Origin of the sequence: Streptomyces diacarni, assembly GCF_003323715.1 — a bacterium.
GTDB classification, from domain to species: domain Bacteria; phylum Actinomycetota; class Actinomycetes; order Streptomycetales; family Streptomycetaceae; genus Streptomyces; species Streptomyces diacarni.
Genome location: NZ_QOIN01000045.1, coordinates 22,650 through 42,240, shown reverse-complemented (window position 1 = coordinate 42,240; position 19,591 = coordinate 22,650). Strand labels below are relative to the sequence as shown.

Here is a 19,591-nt window from a genome sequence, read left to right as displayed (position 1 = left end):
GGAACAGGCGGGCCCCGTCGGCCCGGTGGGCCGGCGGGGCCCGCCGGCCGCGCGCCCCGGTCTTCTTCAGGCCGGTTGCGCCGCTCGTGCTCAGCCGGCCAGCCGGGCGGGGAACCCGCCCGTGGCGATCGGCCCCCACTGCCGGGGAGTCACCCGGATCAGCGACTTGCCCTGCTCCCGCATGGCCGCGCGGTACTCGTCCCAGTCCGGGTGCTCGCCCGAGATCGTCCGGTAGTACTCGACCAGCGGCTCCAGCGCCTCCGGCAGGTCCAGCACCTCGGCGTCGCCGTCGACCTGCACCCAGGGGCCGTTCCACTCGTCCGACAGCACCAGCACGCTCACCTGGGCCTCGCGGCGCGCGTTGCGCGTCTTGGCGCGCTCCGGGTACGTGGAGACCACGATCCGCCCCGCCGCGTCCACCCCGCACGTGAGCGGCGAGGCCTGCGGCGCCCCGTCCTTGCGCCGCGTCAGCAGGATCGCCCGGTGGCGGGGCCGCACGAACTCCAGCAGCCCGTCGAGATCGACCCGTGTGGTGGTGGCAAGCGAAGGACTCATACCTTCGAACCTACGCCATGCCGGCCCCGCGCCGAGAGCTTTCCGGCCCCGCCGGGTCACCTCACGTGTCGCACGCCCACACCGCGCCGCACAGGCCGCACCGCGCCCGCACCCGCCCCCGCGCGGGCACCCGCAGCCGCACCCGGCAGGTCGGGCAGGGGAAGGAGACCCGTACACCAAAGCCGTCGGCCTCGAAGGCGTACCCGCCGCCGTCCGGGCCGCCGCCCGGCTCCCCGCGCCGCCGCTCGCGCACGTACCGCCGCCGCTCCCACCACGGTGCCGCCGCCAGCGGCGGTACCGCCTCGTCGCGTACGGCGAGCGCGTGTCCGCGTGCGTACGCCTCGTAGGCCTGCGGGCTGGTGAACCAGACGGCGGGGTCCTCACCGCACAGCCGTGCCCGCTTGGCGAGGACGTAGCCGAACTCCTCGGGGGTGAGGTAGCCGAGCTTCTGCGAGGTGAGGGCGTCCTGCCGGAAGGCGTCCAGCAGCAGCCAGCCGGCGCCGAGGTAGGTGGCGGCGGTGTCGGTGAGGATCTCGTTGTCGCGGGTGCCGGGGAAGGCGAGGCCGAGGCGGTGCAGCCACACGTGGGTGACCTCGTGGGCGAGGGCCGCGCCGATGTCGCCGCGGTGCCGCTTGAAGCGGTCGTTGAGCTCCACGAAGTACTCGGGCCCGGCGCTCAGTTCGACGTTCGCGGCGTGCGTCATCTCGCGGAAGGAGACGATGACCCGCGCCGCGGGCAGCCGCAGGTGCCCGACCATCACACCGGCGACGCGCTGCACCCCCGGATACAGGTCGTCGGCGTCGGAGAAGGCGACGTCGCCGGGCGCGACGCTGTGGCCGAAGCCGCGTACGCCGTCGGCGGACAGCCGCCGGTAGAGCGCCGTGAGCGCCGCGCGCACCGTCTCCAGGTGCGGGAAGCCGCGTTCGACGCGGTCGGCCACCGAACCACTCATCGCACACCCCCAGCGCGCGGCCCGACGTCACGATAGCGCGAGCGGACCGCCCGCGGCCTGACCGTGCCCCAACTCCTGTTCGGTCCAGATCGTCTTGCCGCGGTCGCCGTAGCGGCTGCCCCAGCGGTGGGCGAGCTGGGCGACCAGGAAGAGCCCGCGGCCGCCCTCGTCGGTGGTCAGGGCGCGGCGCAGCCGCGGCTGGGTGTTGCTGGGGTCGGAGACCTCGCACACCAGGACGTGGTCGCGGATCAGGCGCAGGCTGACAGGGCCGCCCGCGTAGCGGATGGCGTTGGTGACCAGTTCGCTGACGATGAGTTCGGTGGTGAACGACTCCTCCACCAGCCCCCACGTCTCCAGTTGGGCGCTGACGTCCTCGCGGGCGGCCTGGACGGCGGCCGGATCGGCGGGGTACTCCCAGGAGGCGGTGTCGGTCCCGGGCACGGCCCTGGTGCGGGCGAGCAGCACGGTGACGTCGTCGTCGGGGTGCTCGGCGCTCGGATGGCGGCGGATCAGCTCGGCGCTGACCTGGTCGAGCGGCTTGTGGGCGTCCTCGGCGCGCAGCCCGGGGGCCGGGCGGCACAGCTTCTCCAAGTCCTCCAGCAGCCTGGCCATGCCGGCTTCCGGATCGTGGCCGACCAGCCCGTCGGTGTAGAGGGCGAGCACGCTGCCCGGCGGCAGCCGCACGCTGGTCACCTCGAACGGGTTGTCGCCGACGCCCAGCAGCGGCCCCGGCGTCAGGTCCAGGAAGCTGACCGTGCCGTCGGGCAGGACCACGGCGGGCGGCGGGTGCCCCGCGCTGGCCATCCTGCACTCCTGGCTGACCGGGTCGTAGACGGCGAACAGGCACGAGGCGCCGACGCTGTCGGGGTGGTCGGCCTCGGCCTTCATCCGCTGCACGAGGTCGTCCAGGCAGGTCAGCAGCTCCTCGGGCGGCAGGTCGAGATCGGCGAGGGTCTGCACGGCGGTGCGGGCCCTTGCCATGGTCGCGGTGGCCTGGAGCCCGTGGCCGATGACGTCGCCGACGACCAGCGCGATCCGCAGCGAGGACAAAGGGAAGGCGTCGAACCAGTCGCCGCCCACGCTGGCACCGCCGCCGGCCGGCAGATAGGAACCCGCCGTCTCGGCCGCCGAGCCCTCGGTGGCCGCGGGCGGCAGGAGGCTGCGCTGCAGGACGAGCGCGGTACGGTGCTCGCGGGTGTACCGGAAGGCGTTGTCCAGCGCCCCGGCCGTCCGGTGGCACATGTCCTGGAGGAACCGCACGTCGTCGTACTCGAACGGCTTGGGGTCCCGGGTGCGGTACACCTGCACGTACCCGAAGAAACGGCCGCCGTGGTACAGCGGGCAGCCCAGCGAGTCCCGCATCCCCTCGGGGACGAGCCGCGCGATCAGTTCCGGGTCGTGTCCCAGGATCTGCCGTGCCGTCCCCGGGCCCGCGGCGAGCACCTCCCCGACGATCTTCCCGGCGGTCTGAGGGCCCTCAGGGGTGGTCGGCACCGCCTCGCCGACCTGCACCAGCGCGGCGGGCCACTGCCCGTCCGCGGCCTGCACCGCGACCCTCCGCGGCGCCGAGGCTTCCTGCCCCGGGTAGCCGAGCGGGGGATCGCGGCCCTGGAGCACGTCGTCGGGGAAGTCGACGCTGGCCAGGTCGCCGAGGCCGGGGACCAGCACCTGGGCCAGGTCGCGGGCGCTGTGCACCACGTCCAGGGAGGAGCCGAGGTGGAAGGCGCGCTCGTAGGCCTTGCCGAGGCGGCGGCGGGCGCGCTGCCGCGGGGTGGCCTCGCGCGCGGTCACCACGACGCCGAGCGGTTCGCCGAGCGGCCCGTCGACCCGCAGGCAGGTCAGGAAGAGCCCCACCTCGGAGCCGGGAGGACCCAGCCCGTACTCGGAGGCGGCGACGACCGTCCCGCTCTGGGCGACCTGCGCCATCGCCTCCCGCGCGACGCCGTCCCCCTCGACGCTGGGCAGCCGGGTCAGCCAGTCGTCCGCCGCGCCCTCGGGCCGCAGCTCCTCGAACGCGGCATTGGTGCGTACCACCCGCAGCCCCATGTCGAACTGGGCCACGGGCACCCGGTCCTGTTCGAGCAGGGCGCGGACCAGCATCGGCCCTGGCGCAGGCCCCGGGCCCACGACGTCCTCGGCCACGGCCACGGCCAGCGTCCCCTGCGCCCCGTCGGCCGCCAGCAGCCGCACCGTCGCCGGGACCAGGTGCCCTGCCCTGTGGCGCAGCCGCAGCCGACGGATGGTCTCCGCCTCCCGGGAGCCGGAGGGGGCTCCGGCGGGGGCGTGCGGCCCGACCAGGGTGGGCGCGTGGGAGGCGACCAGGTCACGCGCCGGGGTGCCGGCGATCGCCGCGCCGCTCCAGCCCAGCAGCCGCCCCGCGGCCCGCGACCACCAGGTGATGCGGCCGTCCTCGTCGACCAGGGCGGCCGCGACCCCGTCGAAGCCGGGACTGTCGTCCGGGGACTCCTGGGCGGGAGGCTCCACGTCACTCCTTGGTGATCGGCCGGGCGCGGACGCTCGCACGCCAGGACCAGGTTCCTCAGCGTCTCCCAGCAGCATGCACCCGCACGCGCCGCGGGGCACCTCCAGCCGCCCGGAACGGTCCCGCCACCCGCCCGGAGCGCCCCGTCACCCCGCCCGTCGTCCGCCCTCCCGGCGGAGCCGCGCCGCAAGCGCGTGACGCAAGTCCAACAACCACCGCACGCTTGTCCATGGGCAAGCCCGCACTAGGTCACCAAGGGTGGGTCGGCGAAGACCGGTGGCGCAGACCGGTGGCGGACCCGAGTGGAGGGCACAACCATGACGAGCGGCGAAGCGAGCGCGGGCGTCACCCGCAGAGCGGTGGTGGCGGCGGGCGCCGTGGCGGGGGTCGGAACGGCGCTGGGCCCAACCGCCGTGGCCCCGGCCCGCGCGGACGCGAAGAAGACGCCCGCGACGCACACCCTGCGCACGCCCGACCTCGACGTGCGCGTCGACCCGGCCTTTCCCCGCATCGTCGACTACACCGACCGTGCGACGGGCACCACCCTGCACGCCCAGGCGGAGGCCACGACGACGCTCCTGGTCGACGGCGAGGAACACACCCCCGAGGTGACCAGCACACCTGGTCGCGACCGGATCACCTACACCCTCACCCTGGAGACCGGCACCGCGCTCACCGTCCGCATCGAGGCGGAGGGCCGCCGCGTCCACTGGCGCGTCACCCGCGTGGCGGAGGCCCCGGAAGGGCGGGTGGGCACCCTCGAACTCCCGCACCTCGCCTTCCTGTCGATGCGCTCCGACCAGCGGCCCGACCCGGTCGTCCACACGGCCCGCGTCGAGCTGGACAAGGACAAGAGCGGCGACACCCTCATCGAGCTCACCGGCGAGACCGCCACCGACGACGAACCGGTCGGCTGCGCCTACGCCGTCGTGGCGACGGGCGAGCTGGCCGCGGCGATCGAGACGAACACCAGCTACGACAAGCCGTCGAAGACCGCGGGCGCCGACTGGGACAACGGACGGCTGTGGCGGCAGACCGTCGCGGTGGGCGACGCCCGCAGCACCCGGCTGACCTGCGGCCAGTGGACGCACCGCGCCGCCACCGCCGCGGCCGACCAGACCGAGCCGCTGCCCTACGTCACCGTCGTGGTCACCGGAGACCGCAACGGCGACGACGTCGCCGACTGGCAGGACGCGGCCATCGCGATGCGCGACATCATGATCGACCCGCGCGGCGCCGACGCACAGCACCTGCGGGTGGTCCCGCACATCCCGTTCAACTTCGCCAGCCAGGCCACCAACCCGTTCCTGAGCACCCTCGACCAGGTCAAGCGCATCCACCTGGCCACCGACGGGCTGCGCCAGTTCACCCTCCTCAAGGGCTACCAGTCCGAGGGCCACGACTCGGCGCACCCCGACTACGCGGGCAACTACAACGAGCGCGCGGGCGGCCTGGCCGACCTCAACACCCTGCTGCGCAAGGGCAGGAAGTGGAACACCGACTTCGCGGTGCACGTCAACGTCACCGAGTCCTACCCGGTGGCCCACGCCTTCTCCGAGAAGCTCGTCGACAAGAACAACGAGCAGTGGGACTGGCTCGACCAGTCCTACCGCATCGACCAGCGCCGCGACCTGGTCTCCGGGGACGTCATCGCCCGCTTCAAGAACCTGCGTGAGGACACCGACAAGGGACTGACCTCCCTCTACATCGACGTCTTCCGCGAGTCGGGGTGGACCTCCGACCGGCTCCAGCGCGCCTTCCGCGACCAGGGCTGGAACGTGGCCACCGAGTGGGGCCACGGCTTCGAGCGCTCGGCGCTGTGGTCGCACTGGGCGACGGAGACCGACTACGGCGCCGACACCTCGCGCGGCATCAACTCCCGCCTCATCCGCTTCATCCGCAACCACCAAAAGGACGTGTTCGCCGACAAGTGGCCCACCCTGCTGGGCGGGGCCCGCATGGGCAACTACGAGGGCTGGCGCGGCAAGACCGACTGGCACGCCTTCTACGCGCTGATCTGGACGCACAGCCTCCCCGCCAAGTACCTCCAGGCCAGGCCGATCCGCTCCTGGTCGGAGCACGAGATCACCTTCGAGGGCGAGGAGGCCACCGCCGTCACCGACACCGGCGGCAAGCGCCGCATCACCACCGAAGGACGGCGGGTCTACGACGACGGCCTCTACCTGCTGCCGTGGGAGCCGCGCAAGGCCACCGACCCGGCGAAGCTCTACCACTACAACCCGGACGGCGGCCGCACCACCTGGCAGCTGCCCTCGGGCTGGAAGCACACCCGCACGGTCCACGTGTACCCGCTGACCTGGCGCGGGCGGGGCGAACCCGTCGAAGCCGCCGTCTCGGGCGGCCGGGTCACCCTGGACGCCGAGGCCGGGATGCCCTACGTCGTCCACCGCAGGCCCGCCCCCGCCCAGCCGAAGCCCCACTGGGGCGAGGGCACCCCGCTGACCGACCCCGGCTTCCACTCCGGCGGCCTGGCGGCCTGGACGGTCGCGGGCACGGCAGCGGTCGAGGTCAGCAAGCGCGGCGACCCCGAACTCGTCCTCGCACCCGGCGGCGAGGCCTCCGTCAGCCAGCGACTGCGGCGCCTGGAGCCCGGCACCTACGCCGCCTCCGTCCAAGTGCAGGTCGGCGACGAGGCGGGGGAGCGGCGCCGCGCCGCGCTCACCGTCCGCACAGCCGACGGCGTCACCGCCGAGAACTGGACGGACACCTCCACCGCCACCAACCAGGTCGCCGCCGACCTCAAGCAGGGCACCCGCTTCCAGCGGATGACGGCCTGGTTCACGGTGCCCGAAGGCGGCGGTCCGGTCACTCTCGCCCTGACGGCGGGGAAGGGCGAGGTACCGGTCCGCTTCGACCACGTACGCGTCGTGGCCGGCACCCCTCCCCGGACGGTGCGCAACGGCGCCTCCGAGCGGCAGGCGGCCCTCGTGCAGGAGGACTTCGAGCACGTGCCGCAGGGCTGGGGCCCGTTCGTCAAGGGCGACGCCGGGGGCTCCACCGACCCGCGCACCCACCTCGCCCAGCGGCACGCCCCCTACACGCAGCGCGGCTGGAACGGCAAGACCATCGATGACGTGATCGACGGAAGCGAGTCCCTCAAATCCCGCGGCGAGAACACCGGGCTCGTCTACCGCACCGTCCCGCACACCGTCCGCTTCGAGGCGGGGAAGACCTACCGCGTCTCCTTCCGGTACGAGAACGAGAAGGCGGACCAGTACGCGTGGGTCACCGGCGTGGACGCCCCCGGCGCCAAGGAACTCCAGCGCCAGCCGCTGCCGGTCGCCACCCGCCCCGCCACCCTCACCTACGAGTTCACCGCGCCCGAGGAAGGACAGGCCTGGGTGGGGCTGCGCAAGGTCGGCGACGACGGCAAGGCCGAGTTCGCCCTGGACGCCTTCACCGTCAGCGAGGTGACCGACTGACCGCCCCCGTCCGCCCACACGACCGGTGACCGGCCAGGGGTGATCACCGTACGCTGCTCCCTGAACGAGTGAGGGGAGCGCGTGCGGTGACCGAGCACCGGTACCAGTCCTGGATGCGGTACTTCACCCCCGGGCCCGTTCACCACCGCCTCGGCCTGGTCTGCCTCGGCGTCGGAATGCAGCACGGCGCGCTGCCCCCCGTGGGGCCGCGCGTCCTCGACCACCACGTCGCCATCGTCATCAGCGCGGGGCGAGGCTGGTGCGAGGTCCCCGGCACCGCCGAGGGCCGGAAGGAGACCGGGGGCCGCCGCCACGACGTGGTGGCCCCCGCGCTGCTGTGGATCACCCCGGGAGTGCCGCACCACTTCGGCGCCGACCCCGAGGAGGGCTGGGACGAGAGCTTCGTCGACTTCACCGGCTCCGCCCTGACCGCCTACACCGAACTGGGCTGCATCGAACCCGGCCGCCCCCTCGTCCCCCTCAGCGACGCCGGACCCGCCCGCGCCGCCATCGCCCGCGTCGCCCGTGCCGCCCGCCCCGGCAACCCGCTGCTGGAGATCGAGGCCGCCGCGGCCGTCCACGAACTCCTCGTCGCGCTGCGCCGCTCCCGCGCCGACACCACCGCCGACGGCGCACCCGTCCTCCAGGCCCTGGCCCGCGACGCCTTCCTGCCCCTGTCGGTCGCCGAACACGCCGCCCGCCACGGCATGACCGCCGCCGAACTGCGCACCGCCGTACGCCGCAGCGCGGGATGCAGCCCCAAGGACTACCTGCTGGGCATCCGCCTGGGCCGCGCCAAGGAACTGCTGGCCGGCACCGACCTGCCCGTCTCCACGGTCGCCCGCCGCGTCGGCTACGACGACCCCGCCTACTTCTCCCGCCTGTTCACCCGCCGCGTCGGCGCGCCCCCCGTCCACTTCCGCGCCACCCAGTCCCGCACCGTCCCCGGCGGCTACGCCTCCCACGTCCCCGACCCCGACCACCCGCCGATGCTCCCGCGGCTCGGCTCCTGACCGGCAGCCCGCCCCGGCTGCCGCGCGGCGCCGCACGCCGGCCGGCCGGGCGTCAGGAGCGGTCCGTCAGCAGCGGGGCCAGCGGATCGTCCGCGTCCAGCAGGGCGGCGACCTCGGCGGCGGTGGGCCCGGTGGCCGGGCCCCGACGGGTGACGGCCACGGACGCCGCCACGTTCGCGCCGCGCGCCGCGTCCAGCGGCCCCGCGCCCCGCCCCAGCAGGGCCAGGAACGCGCCGACATGGGCGTCGCCCGCCCCGTTGCTGTCCACGGCCTCCACGGGCCGCCCCGGCACGTGCACGGCGCCGCCGTCGCCGGCCACCAGCCGGCAGCCGTCCGCGTCCCCGCGCACCAGGACACCCGCACCGGGACGCAGCCTGGCCGCCAGCTTCTCGGCGGCCGCCGCGTCGTCGTCGAGGCCGGTCAGCAGCCGCGCCTCCCTGCGGTTGCAGCTGAGCCAGTCCACCCGGGCCAGGACCCGCGCCAGCCGCGCCGGGTCGATGTCCGCCACGAGCGGTCCGGGGTCCAGGCAGAGGGTGACGCCGTCGGGCAGCGCGGCGGCGAACGCGGCCAGCCGCTCGGCCGCACCCGCCAGTACCAGCCCGTAGCCGGACAGCTGCACGAGGTCGCCGGGGCGCGGCGCCTCGGCCACCGCCCGGATCTGGGCCTCGCTCAGCTCTCCCTCGACACCCGTCGCCGTCACGAACGTGCGCTCGCCCTCGGAGTCCACCAGGGCGACGCAGTAGCCGGTGTCCCGGTCGGTGCGCGCGGGCAGCAGCGCGGTGACGCCCTCCGCGGCGAGAGCCGCACGCACCAGGTCACCGAGCGGGCCGGTGCCGTGGCCGCCCCCGTACACGGCGGGCAGCCCCATGCGGCGGGCCGCGGCCAGCACGTTGAAGCCGCCGCCCGCGGTCTGCGCGGAGTGCGTGGCGAGCACGTCGCCGCCCCGCTCGGGCAGGTGCGGCACGCGCAGCACCATGTCGACGAGCACGCTGCCCGCGAGGATCAGCCGCGCGGTCATCGGTGAGCCCCCTGTCCGGTGGCCTCGGCGCGTTCGGCGCCCTGCGCGGTGGTCTCGAGCGGCTCTGTTCCCTGCCCGGGAGCAGGCGCCGTCCCGGACTCCGCGGCGCTCCTTTCGGCCTCGGCGCGCACCGCACGGTCCAGGGGGTGCAGCAGGCTGTAGACGACGGCAGCCACCACGAAGGTCACCACCCAGCCGAGCCCGTTCGTGCCCAGCCAGCTGTGCGAGAGCGGCCCGGAGAACCACACGTCGGTGTCGCTGGTCTTCGCCTCGGTCAGCAGCAGCCCCACCACGATCGCCACCGCCCACGCCGTACACGCCGACCAGGCGAACCCGCCGTCGTACCAGTAGCGCCCCGAGCGCCCCGGCTTCATCAGCGCGTCCGCGTCGTAGGAGCGGCGGCGCAGCATGTCGACGGCGAAGACGCCCACCCACGCGGTGATGGGCACCGCCAGCAGCGTCAGGAAGGTGGTGAAGGGCCCGTAGAAGTCGCCCGCGACCAGCATGAAGTAGATGCCGCCCGCGAAGGTGAGCACGATGTCCAGGCCGACGGCGACCGTACGCCTGGCGCGGACCCCGAGCGTGACCAGGGTGAGCCCCGCCGAGTACACCGACAGGTGGTTGGAGAGCAGCAGCCCGCCGAACGCGGCGATCAGATAGGGCACCGACATCCACGACGGCAGCATCGCGTCGATGGCGGCCACCGGGTCGGAGGCGGCGGCCAGCGAGGTGTCGCCGGCCGACAGCAGCGACCCCAGCGAGATCAGCAGCACCAGGGGAATGCCCGCACCCCATGCGGAGGCCAGCACGAGCCGCCCGCCCGGGATGGCACGCGGCAGGTAACGGGCGTAGTCGGCGCCCGCGTTGGCCCAGCCGATACCGGTGCCCGCGGCGATCGTGCCGACACCGGCGATCACCGCGCTCAGCGGCGCGGCGGGGGCGTGCACCACCTTCGTCCAGTCGACGGTCGCCACCAGGAACGCCATGACGAGCAGGTTCAGCAGCCCGAACACGTAGGTGGCCCACTTGTTGATCCACATGATGGTGGCGTGGCCCAGACCGCTGATGAGCAGCGTGCAGGCGATGAAGACCAGCAGGCACACCACCGTGAGCACCGTGTTGTGCGGGGCGCCGAAGACGATCGCCAGCAGGGAGAGCAGCGCGTAGGCGGCGGTGGTGGTGTTGACCGTCTCCCAGCCCACCCGGCTGATCCAGGTCACCAGCGTGGGGCCGGTGTTGCCGCGGCGCCCGAAGACCGCGCGGGAGAGCGTCAGGGCGGGAGCGCCGCCCCGCTTCCCCGCGATGCTCAGGGCGCCCACCAGCGCGAACGAACCGAACGCGCCGATCACGGCGACGAGGACCGCCTGCCAGATGTTCAGCCCGCGGAACGCGACCAGCGTCGCGCCGAGCGGCAGTCCCAGCAGTGAGATGTTCGCGGCGAACCAGGTCCAGAACATCTGGCTCGCATGGCCGTGCCGTTCCGTGTCGGGCACCGGCTCGATGCCACGGGTCTCCACGGCGCCGACCAGCTCACTCCTCTTCGAGTCAGCCATGGCCACCTCCTTGTGAGGCGAGAGGCGGGGAGCGGTGCTCCCCGCGGACGGGGGAGAGGACTCCTCTGGCGAGAGGTGCCCTCCGGGGAGGGTGAGCCGACGCGTACGGCCGGCTCTGGCGCGGCCGCCACACGCGGCCCACCGGGACGGGCCTGTGGGGACGCGCCCGCAGGGGCGGGCCCGCCGGAACGCGCCTTTGGGGACGCGCCCGTGGGGCCGCCGTCGTCGCGCCCGGTCCGAGCGCCGGCCGTCGCGCCCGGTCCGAAGACCGGCGATACGTATGCGGGGGGCCCGCACGGCGGCGCACTGCGGAGCCCTCAGGCGGTGCCCGCGGGCGGGGGCGTGCCGCGCAGCTCCAACAGCCGGGCCGCGAGCGGCTCCATGTCGAGCCCGTTGACGCTGCGCAGCGTCCCCACCGCGTCGGAGGGCAGCCCGCTCAGGCCCGCCACCGCGCCGGAGACGGCACCGGCCAGGGCGCCGATGGTGTCGCAGTCACCGCCCAGGTTGGCGGCCAGCACGCAGGCCCGCCACGGGTCGTCACCGGCCAGGGTGAGCACCGCGAACGCCGCGGGCACCGACTCCTGGCTGGCGACGCTGGTACCGATCAGCGAACCGATCAGCCGGACCGCCTCGTCCTCGGGCACTCCGGCCACCGTGCGCCGCGCCCAGCGGATACGGGTCGCGATGTCGGCGCCCGCCGCCCAGTGGCCGCGCCGGGCACCCGCCGCCGCGGCGGTCTCGGCCGCGTCCATGGCCTCGTCGAGTGTCGCGCCGTCCACCGCGCTGCTCACCGCAGCGGCGACGGCCGCCGCCGCGGCGATCCCGATGGTGGTGTCGTGGGTGACCTGGCAGGACTCCACGACCCGGTCGAGGAACGCGTCGAGGGGACGCGGTGCGAAGGCCACGCCGACGGGGGCGACGCGCATGGCGGCACCGTTGGTCGTCCCGGACCTGCCGGCCTCGGCGACCGGTACCCCGCGCGTGACCGCGTCCAGCGCCGCCTTCGTGGAGGGCCCGAGCAGGTCCAAGGACCCCTTCGCCTTCATCTGCTTCTCCCACGCCAGCAGGGCGCGGGCGAACTCCTCCGGGTCGATGCGACCGCCGCCGTCGGCCAGCAGCCGGCCCACGAGGAGGGCCTGGTCGGTGTCGTCGGTGATGCTCCCTGCGGGCAGCCCCGCCGCCACCGGGTTGTCGGGCGGGCCCGCCTCGAAGCCGGTGACCTCGCCGAAGCGGGCCGCGATCGCGCGCCGGGACATGATCTGGGTGGGCATACCGAGCGCGTCTCCGAGGGCGAGCCCCCACAGGGCGCCAAGCGCGCGGTCGGTGGCGGAGTGGTGTGGTGGGGGCGGGGGATGGTGCATGAGGGGCCGCTGTCCTTCTCGGTCGTGCCGTGCCTGTCGTGCCGTGCCTGTTGTGCTGTGCCCGGTGTCGGGGTTGTGCGGTGCCTGTCGTCCTGGGCCGGGCGCCGCCGGGTCTTCCGTGCGGTGTCGGGCGGTGCCGTGTCCGTCGTGTGGGTTGTGGGGTCAGTGGGGGTCGCCGAAGCTGGTGCGCAGTTCGAACCGTGCGGGGTCGAGCAGGCTGACCACGTGTTCGAGGACGGCTCCCCCGGGGGAGCGCCCGATGCGGGTGACCCGCAGGAACGAGGTGCCTGCGGACCGCCGCAACTGGGCCGCGTCGGCCGCGTCCAGCGGTACGGCGGTGGCCCGCTGCTCTCCGGAGGCGACCACGAGACCGACCGCGGCCAGGGTCGCGGTCAGCGACCCGTCGACGAGGCCGGTGCGCGGCACCTCCTCCAGCCCCCGGGAGAGCGGCACGCGGCTGCGTTCGAGGGAGACCCGCGCGCCGTCCGCGAGGGAGCGCATCCGGTCGACGGCGAGGAACCTGTCGCTCCCCAGGCCGAGTTCCGCGCCGAGGGCGGGGTCGCGTACGGCCTCCAGGCGCAGCACCGTCGTCGACGGCGTGACGCCGCCCTGCTCGGTCAGCGCCTGTTTCCAGCCGTGCCGGTTGTCCAGCGGGGCGCCGTCGAAGCTGACGAAGGAGCCGATGCCGGGGTGGGTGCGCACCAGGCCCTCGTCGGCGAGGGAACGCAGGGCGGCCCGCACGGTCGAGCGGCTCACGGAGAACCGTTCGGTCAGCGCGTGCTCACCCGGCAGCCGGCTCCCGTCCGGCAGGGCGCCGCCCCTGATCTCCCGGCTCAGGATGCGGGCCACCCGGTGGTGCTTGTGTGCCTGTTCGGACATGTCCGCAGCGTAGATGTACCTGTCCGAACCTGTCTGTTCCGTGAGTCACACCGCCCTGTCCAGCACCTGGGACGCCAGGCCCGGGGCGCGCCGCGCGAGGGGGGTGACGGTTAAGCTCGGGCGATGAGCAGCAGCGATATCGAGCAGGCCGAGGCGTCCGTGCGGGCGGAGCTGGGCGCGTTGCGGGACAGCATCGACAACATCGACGCGGCCGTCGTGCACATGCTCGCGGAGCGTTTCAAGTGCACTCAGCGCGTCGGCAGGCTCAAGGCCGACCACGACCTGCCCCCCGCCGACCCGGCCCGCGAGTCCCGCCAGATCGAACGGCTGCGCGGCCTGGCCAAGGACGCCAAACTCGACCCGGCCTTCGCGGAGAAGCTGCTCAACTTCATCATCGCCGAGGTCATCCGCCACCACGAGCAGATCGCCGACGGCGTCCCGCCCGGCGGGCGAGCGAACGCCCCAGCGACGGACTGAGCCCGCGCGGAACCCGTCAGGGGCTCGACTCGGGCGGCGGGGCGAACGGCCCGGCGTGCGTGAGCGCCAGCAGCCCGATGACGACGGCCCCGACCCAGAACAGGACGATCAGGAACCGCCCCGTCGGGTTCTTCCAGTTGAGGACGTGGCGGTTCTGGTTGAAGCCCCTGCGGGGATTGTGCTTGAACAGCGGCTCGTTCGAATCCATGCGCCAGACCCTACGCCGGACGGGGCGGGGGGCCGGCGCGGCGGCGGGGACCGCTCAGCGGTCCTTCTCGCCGCCCGGCGCGGGGACCGCCCTCAGCAGTCCTCCTCGCCCAGGCGGTGCACCCGCACCAGATTCGTGGAGCCCGGGACACCGGGCGGGGAGCCCGCGGTGATGATGACCAGGTCGCCGCGGTCGCACCGGCCCAGCTTCAGCAGCATCTCGTCGACCTGGTCCACCATCTCGTCCGTGGACTGCACCGTCGGGCCGAGGAAGGCCTCCACGCCCCAGGTCAGGTTGAGCTGCGAGCGGGTCGCCTGGTCGGGCGTGAACGCCAGCACGGGAATGGGGGAGCGGTAGCGGGACAGCCGGCGCACCGTGTCGCCTGACTGCGTGAAGGCCACCAGGAACTTCGCGCCGAGGAAGTCGCCCATCTCGGCGGCGGCACGGGCCACCGCGCCGCCCTGGGTGCGCGGCTTGCTGCTCTCGGTCAGCGGCGGCAGGCCCTTGGCGAGCATCTCCTCCTCCGCCGCCTCCACGATCCGGCCCATCGTGCGCACCGTCTCCGTCGGATACTTGCCCACGCTCGTCTCACCGGAGAGCATCACGGCGTCGGTGCCGTCCATCACCGCGTTGGCCACATCGGAGGCCTCGGCGCGCGTCGGACGGGACGCTTCGATCATCGAGTCCAGCATCTGGGTGGCCACGATGACCGGCTTGGCGTTCCGCCTGCACAGCTTGACCGCCCGCTTCTGCACCAGCGGCACCTGCTCCAGCGGCATCTCCACGCCCAGGTCACCGCGCGCGACCATGATGCCGTCGAAGGCGTCGACGATCGACTCCAGGTTCGCGACCGCCTGCGGCTTCTCCACCTTGGCGAGGACGGGCAGCCACCGGCCCTCCTCGGCCATGATCCGGTGCACGTCCTTGACGTCGTGCCCGCTGCGCACGAACGAGAGCGCGATCATGTCGGCGCCCGTGCGCAGCGCCCAGCGCAGGTCCGCCACGTCCTTGTCGGAGAGCGCGGGCACCGAGACGGCGACGCCCGGCAGGTTGAGCCCCTTGTGGTCGGAGACCATGCCGCCCTCGACGACCAGCGTGTGCACGACCGTGCCCTCCACGCGGGTCACCTCGAGGGTGACGCGGCCGTCGTCGACCAGGATGCGCTCCCCGACGGTCACATCGGCGGCCAGCCCCTCGTAGGTGGTACCGCACACCGAGCGGTCGCCCTCGACCTCCTCGACGGTGATCGCGAACTCGTCGCCCCGTTCAAGGAGTACAGGCCCCTCCCGGAAACGGCCCAGCCGGATCTTCGGACCTTGAAGGTCCGCCAGCACCCCCACACTCCGCTGCGTCTCCTCCGAGGCCGCGCGCACCCGGTGGTAGCGCTCCTCGTGCTCGGCGTGTGTTCCGTGGCTCATGTTGAACCGGGCGACGTCCATGCCCGCCTCGACGAGCGTCGTGATCTGCTCGTACGAGTCGGTCGACGGTCCCAAGGTGCTGACGATCTTTGCTCGGCGCATAGTTCGACCCTACGAGTTACCGACGCGTACAGCTCCGTCGCCCGGCAATTGTCCAACCGGCCTTTACCGAAAGGACATTGATCCCCGAAGACAACTAATAAATTGCGCGCGCGTTCGCTCTGATGAGCACCCGAAAACGCTCCTCGTCTCGTCAGCCGAGACGCGGCACACTCATCACGAAACGCGCGTTCACCTGAGCGCGCACCGTCTGCCGCTGCGGCTCCAGATCCAGCTCGGGCGGCGGCCCCGCCGGCCCCCCGTACCCGCGGAAGGAGGCTCCCGGCGCCGCCGGCAGCTGCGGCGCCGCGTTCTCCGCACCCAGATCCGCCAGCTCCACCAGCGCCACCAGGCCCGCACCCACCGCCTCCGCGTACTCGCGCGCCCGCGTCACCGCCTCCCGCACCGCCTGCTGCCGCGCCTCACGATGCGCGGGCGAGTCCCGCCACAGCCCCCACCACGGGCCCTCCACCTGCGTCAGCTCCAGATCCCCCAGCCGCGACGTCAGCTCACCCAGCACCGTGAAATCCGTGACCGTCGCATTCAGCCGCACCCGCCCCTGATAGGCGTGCACCCGCTCCCTGCGGCTCTTGTCGCTCAGCTGCGGCTGCACACTGAACGTGCCCGTCGACAGCTTCTCCACCGCGTCGCCGTACCCCCGCACCAGCTCCAGCGCCCGCGCGTTGCGCCGCGTCAGATCCTCCAGCGCCGTCCGCCGGTCGGTGCCGCGCGCGGAAACCGTCACATCGATCCGCGCGTACTCCGGATCGAACTCCACACTCGCCTCCCCGCGCACCGCGACCCGCGGCGCTTGCGGCGTGCCGTACGGAAGGGCCGACGCGTCGTCCCCGAAACCGGCGGCCCGGCCACCCGGGCCGCCCCCACCCTGCTCGGAACCGGACGACGACGGCGAGTCGGGCGACAGCGGGCCACCGGATATCTCAGTCATACGCCCACTGTGGCAGACCGCCCCTCCGCACCCGCCCCCGAACGGCCACCGCGCAACCCGAACGTCGTGAACGCCGTACGCCCCGGCAGGGGATAACACTCACGGCCCGTCAACGCGTTCAGGATCACCGCGCTGCGATGCGCCGCCAGCCCCAGATCGGGCGCACCCACCCCGTGCGTGTGCCGCTCCGCGTTCTGCACGAACACCGAACCCGTCACCGCGGGGTCCAGCACCATCCGAAACTCCTCGTCCACCAGCGGCCGCCCCGCACCGTCCCGCCGCAGATAAGGGTCCAGCGCCGCCAGCAACCCGTCCGCCGGACGCTCCGCGTACCCCGTCGCCAACACCACCGCGTCCGTCGTCAGACACGCACGCTCACCCTGCTCGGCGTGGTCGAGCCGCAGCCGCAACCGCCCCCCGCCAGGACCCTCCACCGCACACACCCGCACCCCCGGAGTGAGCACCGCGTCAGGCCAGCCGCCGTCCAGCGCCGACGCCCGGCGATAGAGCTCGTCGTGCACCGCCGCCAACGTCTCCACATCCACCGCCTTGTGCAACTGCCCCTGGCGCGGCACCAGCCCCTCCCGCACCCGCTCGGACAAACCGTGGAAATAGCGCGTGTAATCCGGGGTGAAATGCTCCAGACCCAACTTGCTGTACTCCATCGGCTGGAAAGCCGCACTGCGCGTCAACCAGTGCAGCCCCTCACGCCCCACCGGACGCCGCCGCAACAGATCCAAGAACACCTCGGCACCCGACTGGCCCGAACCCACCACCGTCACATGCTCCGCAGCGACCAACTCCTCCCGGTGCGCCAGATACTCCGCCGAGTGAAACACCGGCACCGCCGCGTCCTCCGCCTGCGGCCGCAACCCCTCCGGCACACACGGAGCCGTACCGATGCCCACCACCAGATTCCGCGCGAACGACCTGCCCAGCGCCGCCGCCTCACCCCGGGCGTCCACCTGCGTGAAATCGACCTCGAACAGCCCCCGCCCCGCATCCCAGCGCACCGCGTCCACCTGATGCCCGAAATGCAGCCCCGGAACGTTCTCGCTCACCCACCGGCAGTACGCGTCGTACTCCGCGCGCTCGATGTGGAACCGCTCCGCGAAATAGAAGGGGAACAACCGCTCCCGCTCCCGCAGAAACCGCAGAAACGACCACTCGCTCGCCGGATCCGCCAACGTCACCAGATCGGCCAGAAACGGCACCTGGAGCGTCGCCCCCTCGATCAGCAGCCCCGGATGCCAGCGGAAACACGACCGCTGCTCGAAGAAAGCCGCCCGCAACCCCGGCACCCCGTCGCCCAGCGCCGCCAACGAGAGATTGAACGGGCCGAGCCCCACCCCCGCCACATCCAGCGGCTCCGGCTCCTTTGCGGCAGCCACCCGCGCCGCCTCCCGTGCCCCCCTCACGCGTCCGCCCCCTCCACCGCGGCTTCCTCCGCCACGGCCTCTTCCACAGCCTCCTCCACCAGCTTCACCAGCGCCGCCAGATCACTGGGCGCCACCAGCGGGTTCAGCAACGTCACCTTCCACCACAGGCCGCCTCCCAGCGAAGCCCGGCCCAGCACCGCCTGCCCCCGCTCCAGCAGCCGCCTGCGCACCCCGGCCACCAGCGCGTCGTCCCCGCCCACCGGACGGAAGACCACCGTCGAGAGCGCGGGGCGCGCATACAGCTCGAACCCCACCGTGCCCGCCACCAGCTCCGCCAGCTGAACCGCCGCCGCACACGTACGCTCCACCAGCCGCGCCATCCCCGTACGCCCCAGCGCCCGCAGCGACACCGCCACCTTCAACACGTCGGGACGGCGCGTCGTCCGCAGCGAACGCCCCAGCAGATCCGGCAGCCCCGCCTCCGTGTCGTCACCCGCGTTGAGGTAGTCCGCACAGTGCTCCAGCGGACGCAGCGCCGCCCCGTCAGGAACGGCGAAGAACCCCGCCGCCACCGGCTGCCAGCCCAACTTGTGCAGATCGAACGAGACGCTGTCGGCCCACCGCAGCCCGGCCAGCCGCCCCCGCAGCCGCTCACTGAACAACAGCGGCCCCCCGTACGCCGCGTCCACGTGCACCCGCGCCCCGTGACCGCGCGCCACCCCGACGAGTTCCGCCAGCGGATCGACGTCACCGGTGTCCGTCGTCCCCGCCGTCGCGACGACCAGCGCGGGCGCCCCCTCCAGCCCGTCCAGCGCCGCCTTGAGCGCCGCGGGCTCCAACACCCCGCGCGGCGTCGGCACCACCAAAGGCGGCGCCAGACCCAGCAGCCACGCCGAACGGTGCACGCTGTGATGCGCGTTGGCCCCGCACACCACCCGCACCTGACCGCCGGCGGCACGAGCCGCCTGGCGAGCCAACAGCAGCCCCAGCTGATTCGCCTCCGTGCCACCACTCGTCACCAGCGCGTCCGCACCCGCGTACGTGCCCGTGTCCGTGTTCGCGGCTGTGCCCGTGTTCGTGCCTGCGGCCGAGTCCGTGTGCGCGAGCGCGTCCGTGCCCGGGCCGGAACGGGCACCGGCATCCGCCTCCGCGCCATCCGCACCGGGGAAGACCAGCCGGGCCAGCTCCCGGCACACCATCGCCTCCAGCGTCGAGGCCGCCGGTGCCTGATCCCACGAGTCCATCGACGGATTCAGCGCGCTGGCCGCCACATCGGCCGCCGCCGCCACCGCCAACGGCGGGCAGTGCAGATGCGCCGCACACAACGGCTCCGCCGGATCGGCCGCCCCCGCCGCCACCGCACCCACCAGCGCGTCCAGCGCCGCACCCGCACCCGCACCCACCTCGGGCAACACCGCACCGGCCGCCGCCCGCACCCGCCACGACACCTCCCGCGGCCCACCCGCAGGCAACGGACCCCCGCGCTCCACGGCACCCCGCTCCAACGCCGCCAGCACCGTCCCCAGCAACGGACGGAGCGCGGCGGGCCCGCCACCACCACCCGCCAGCAGACCGACGTCCGCTTCACCGCCCGCCTCGGCGCCGGGAGCGGTCTCGTGCAGGCCATCGACGGTGAACGCAGACATAGGGCACGGCTCTTTCGTTCGGTACACGGTGGCCGCCGAACTCACCGACAACCACGCTTGGTTAGGCCTACCTAACCTACGTGCAGCCCGGCCCCGTACCCCACGATCCGCGACCTACTTCCCCCGAAGGTGGTAGCCCGCCTCCCCGGCCCTGCCTTC

Annotated in this window: 15 protein-coding genes; 3 read left to right on the top strand and 12 right to left on the bottom strand. The window is 73.6% G+C overall.

Annotated features, from left to right (window positions below; all coding sequences use genetic code 11):
• Window positions 1-90: 90 nt before the first annotated feature.
• From DTL70_RS16110 to DTL70_RS16100, 3 genes are all read right to left on the bottom strand, one after another.
• Window positions 91-555, bottom strand: a complete 465-nt coding sequence (locus DTL70_RS16110) for a PPOX class F420-dependent oxidoreductase (protein ID WP_114022636.1) — start codon at window positions 553-555, stop codon at window positions 91-93.
• Window positions 556-616: 61 nt separating this feature from the next.
• Window positions 617-1,507 carry a hypothetical protein gene (locus tag DTL70_RS16105; protein ID WP_114022635.1) on the bottom strand — a complete coding sequence of 297 codons (891 nt, stop codon included), beginning with the start codon at window positions 1,505-1,507 and terminating at the stop codon, window positions 617-619.
• 27 nt (window positions 1,508-1,534) lie between these two features.
• A complete protein-coding gene (locus tag DTL70_RS16100) occupies window positions 1,535-3,991 on the bottom strand; it encodes an ATP-binding SpoIIE family protein phosphatase (protein WP_181860946.1) in 2,457 nt (818 codons plus the stop codon).
• Window positions 3,992-4,306: 315 nt separating this feature from the next.
• Here DTL70_RS16100 and DTL70_RS16095 point away from each other — a divergent pair, with 315 nt between their 5' ends.
• Both DTL70_RS16095 and DTL70_RS16090 read left to right on the top strand, forming a co-directional pair.
• On the top strand, window positions 4,307-7,432 hold the full coding sequence (locus DTL70_RS16095) for an endo-alpha-N-acetylgalactosaminidase family protein (RefSeq protein WP_114022633.1): 3,126 nt from the start codon (window positions 4,307-4,309) through the stop codon (window positions 7,430-7,432).
• A 113-nt stretch (window positions 7,433-7,545) separates the two neighbouring features.
• Window positions 7,546-8,445 (top strand): helix-turn-helix domain-containing protein, encoded by a 900-nt coding sequence (locus DTL70_RS16090; RefSeq protein WP_114022779.1) that lies wholly within the window; start codon window positions 7,546-7,548, stop codon window positions 8,443-8,445.
• Window positions 8,446-8,497: 52 nt separating this feature from the next.
• On the opposite strand, the gene DTL70_RS16085 is transcribed toward DTL70_RS16090, so the two are convergent.
• From DTL70_RS16085 to DTL70_RS16070, 4 genes are all read right to left on the bottom strand, one after another.
• Complete coding sequence (locus tag DTL70_RS16085; RefSeq protein WP_114022632.1) at window positions 8,498-9,463, bottom strand: PfkB family carbohydrate kinase; 966 nt, start codon at window positions 9,461-9,463, stop codon at window positions 8,498-8,500.
• Window positions 9,460-11,016: a purine-cytosine permease family protein gene (locus tag DTL70_RS16080; protein WP_245979405.1), complete on the bottom strand. Its 1,557-nt coding sequence runs from the start codon at window positions 11,014-11,016 to the stop codon at window positions 9,460-9,462. The genes DTL70_RS16085 and DTL70_RS16080 overlap by 4 nt, the downstream gene beginning before the upstream one ends.
• A 317-nt stretch (window positions 11,017-11,333) precedes the next feature.
• Window positions 11,334-12,377 carry an ADP-ribosylglycohydrolase family protein gene (locus DTL70_RS16075; protein ID WP_114022631.1) on the bottom strand — a complete coding sequence of 348 codons (1,044 nt, stop codon included), beginning with the start codon at window positions 12,375-12,377 and terminating at the stop codon, window positions 11,334-11,336.
• A 162-nt stretch (window positions 12,378-12,539) separates the two neighbouring features.
• Complete coding sequence (locus tag DTL70_RS16070) at window positions 12,540-13,256, bottom strand: GntR family transcriptional regulator (protein ID WP_114022630.1); 717 nt, start codon at window positions 13,254-13,256, stop codon at window positions 12,540-12,542.
• A 123-nt stretch (window positions 13,257-13,379) separates the two neighbouring features.
• Here DTL70_RS16070 and DTL70_RS16065 point away from each other — a divergent pair, with 123 nt between their 5' ends.
• The gene (locus tag DTL70_RS16065; protein WP_114022629.1) at window positions 13,380-13,733 is read left to right on the top strand and encodes a chorismate mutase; all 354 of its coding nucleotides are present in this window, start codon (window positions 13,380-13,382) and stop codon (window positions 13,731-13,733) included.
• Between the two features lie 16 nt (window positions 13,734-13,749).
• Here the strand turns inward: DTL70_RS16065 and DTL70_RS16060 are convergent, their stop codons facing one another.
• The 5 genes from DTL70_RS16060 to DTL70_RS16040 form a co-directional block, all read right to left on the bottom strand.
• Window positions 13,750-13,941, bottom strand: a complete 192-nt coding sequence (locus DTL70_RS16060; protein WP_114022628.1) for a hypothetical protein — start codon at window positions 13,939-13,941, stop codon at window positions 13,750-13,752.
• A 92-nt stretch (window positions 13,942-14,033) separates the two neighbouring features.
• On the bottom strand, window positions 14,034-15,461 hold the full coding sequence (pyk, locus tag DTL70_RS16055) for a pyruvate kinase (RefSeq protein ID WP_114022627.1): 1,428 nt from the start codon (window positions 15,459-15,461) through the stop codon (window positions 14,034-14,036).
• A gap of 151 nt (window positions 15,462-15,612) precedes the next feature.
• Entirely contained in the window at window positions 15,613-16,407 is a 795-nt protein-coding gene (locus tag DTL70_RS16050) for an SIMPL domain-containing protein (RefSeq protein ID WP_114022626.1), read from the bottom strand.
• Window positions 16,404-17,798: a lysine N(6)-hydroxylase/L-ornithine N(5)-oxygenase family protein gene (locus tag DTL70_RS16045; RefSeq protein WP_114022778.1), complete on the bottom strand. Its 1,395-nt coding sequence runs from the start codon at window positions 17,796-17,798 to the stop codon at window positions 16,404-16,406. The genes DTL70_RS16050 and DTL70_RS16045 overlap by 4 nt, the downstream gene beginning before the upstream one ends.
• Before the next feature lie 23 nt (window positions 17,799-17,821).
• On the bottom strand, window positions 17,822-19,432 hold the full coding sequence (locus DTL70_RS16040; protein WP_114022625.1) for a pyridoxal phosphate-dependent decarboxylase family protein: 1,611 nt from the start codon (window positions 19,430-19,432) through the stop codon (window positions 17,822-17,824).
• Between the last annotated feature and the right edge of the window lie 159 nt (window positions 19,433-19,591).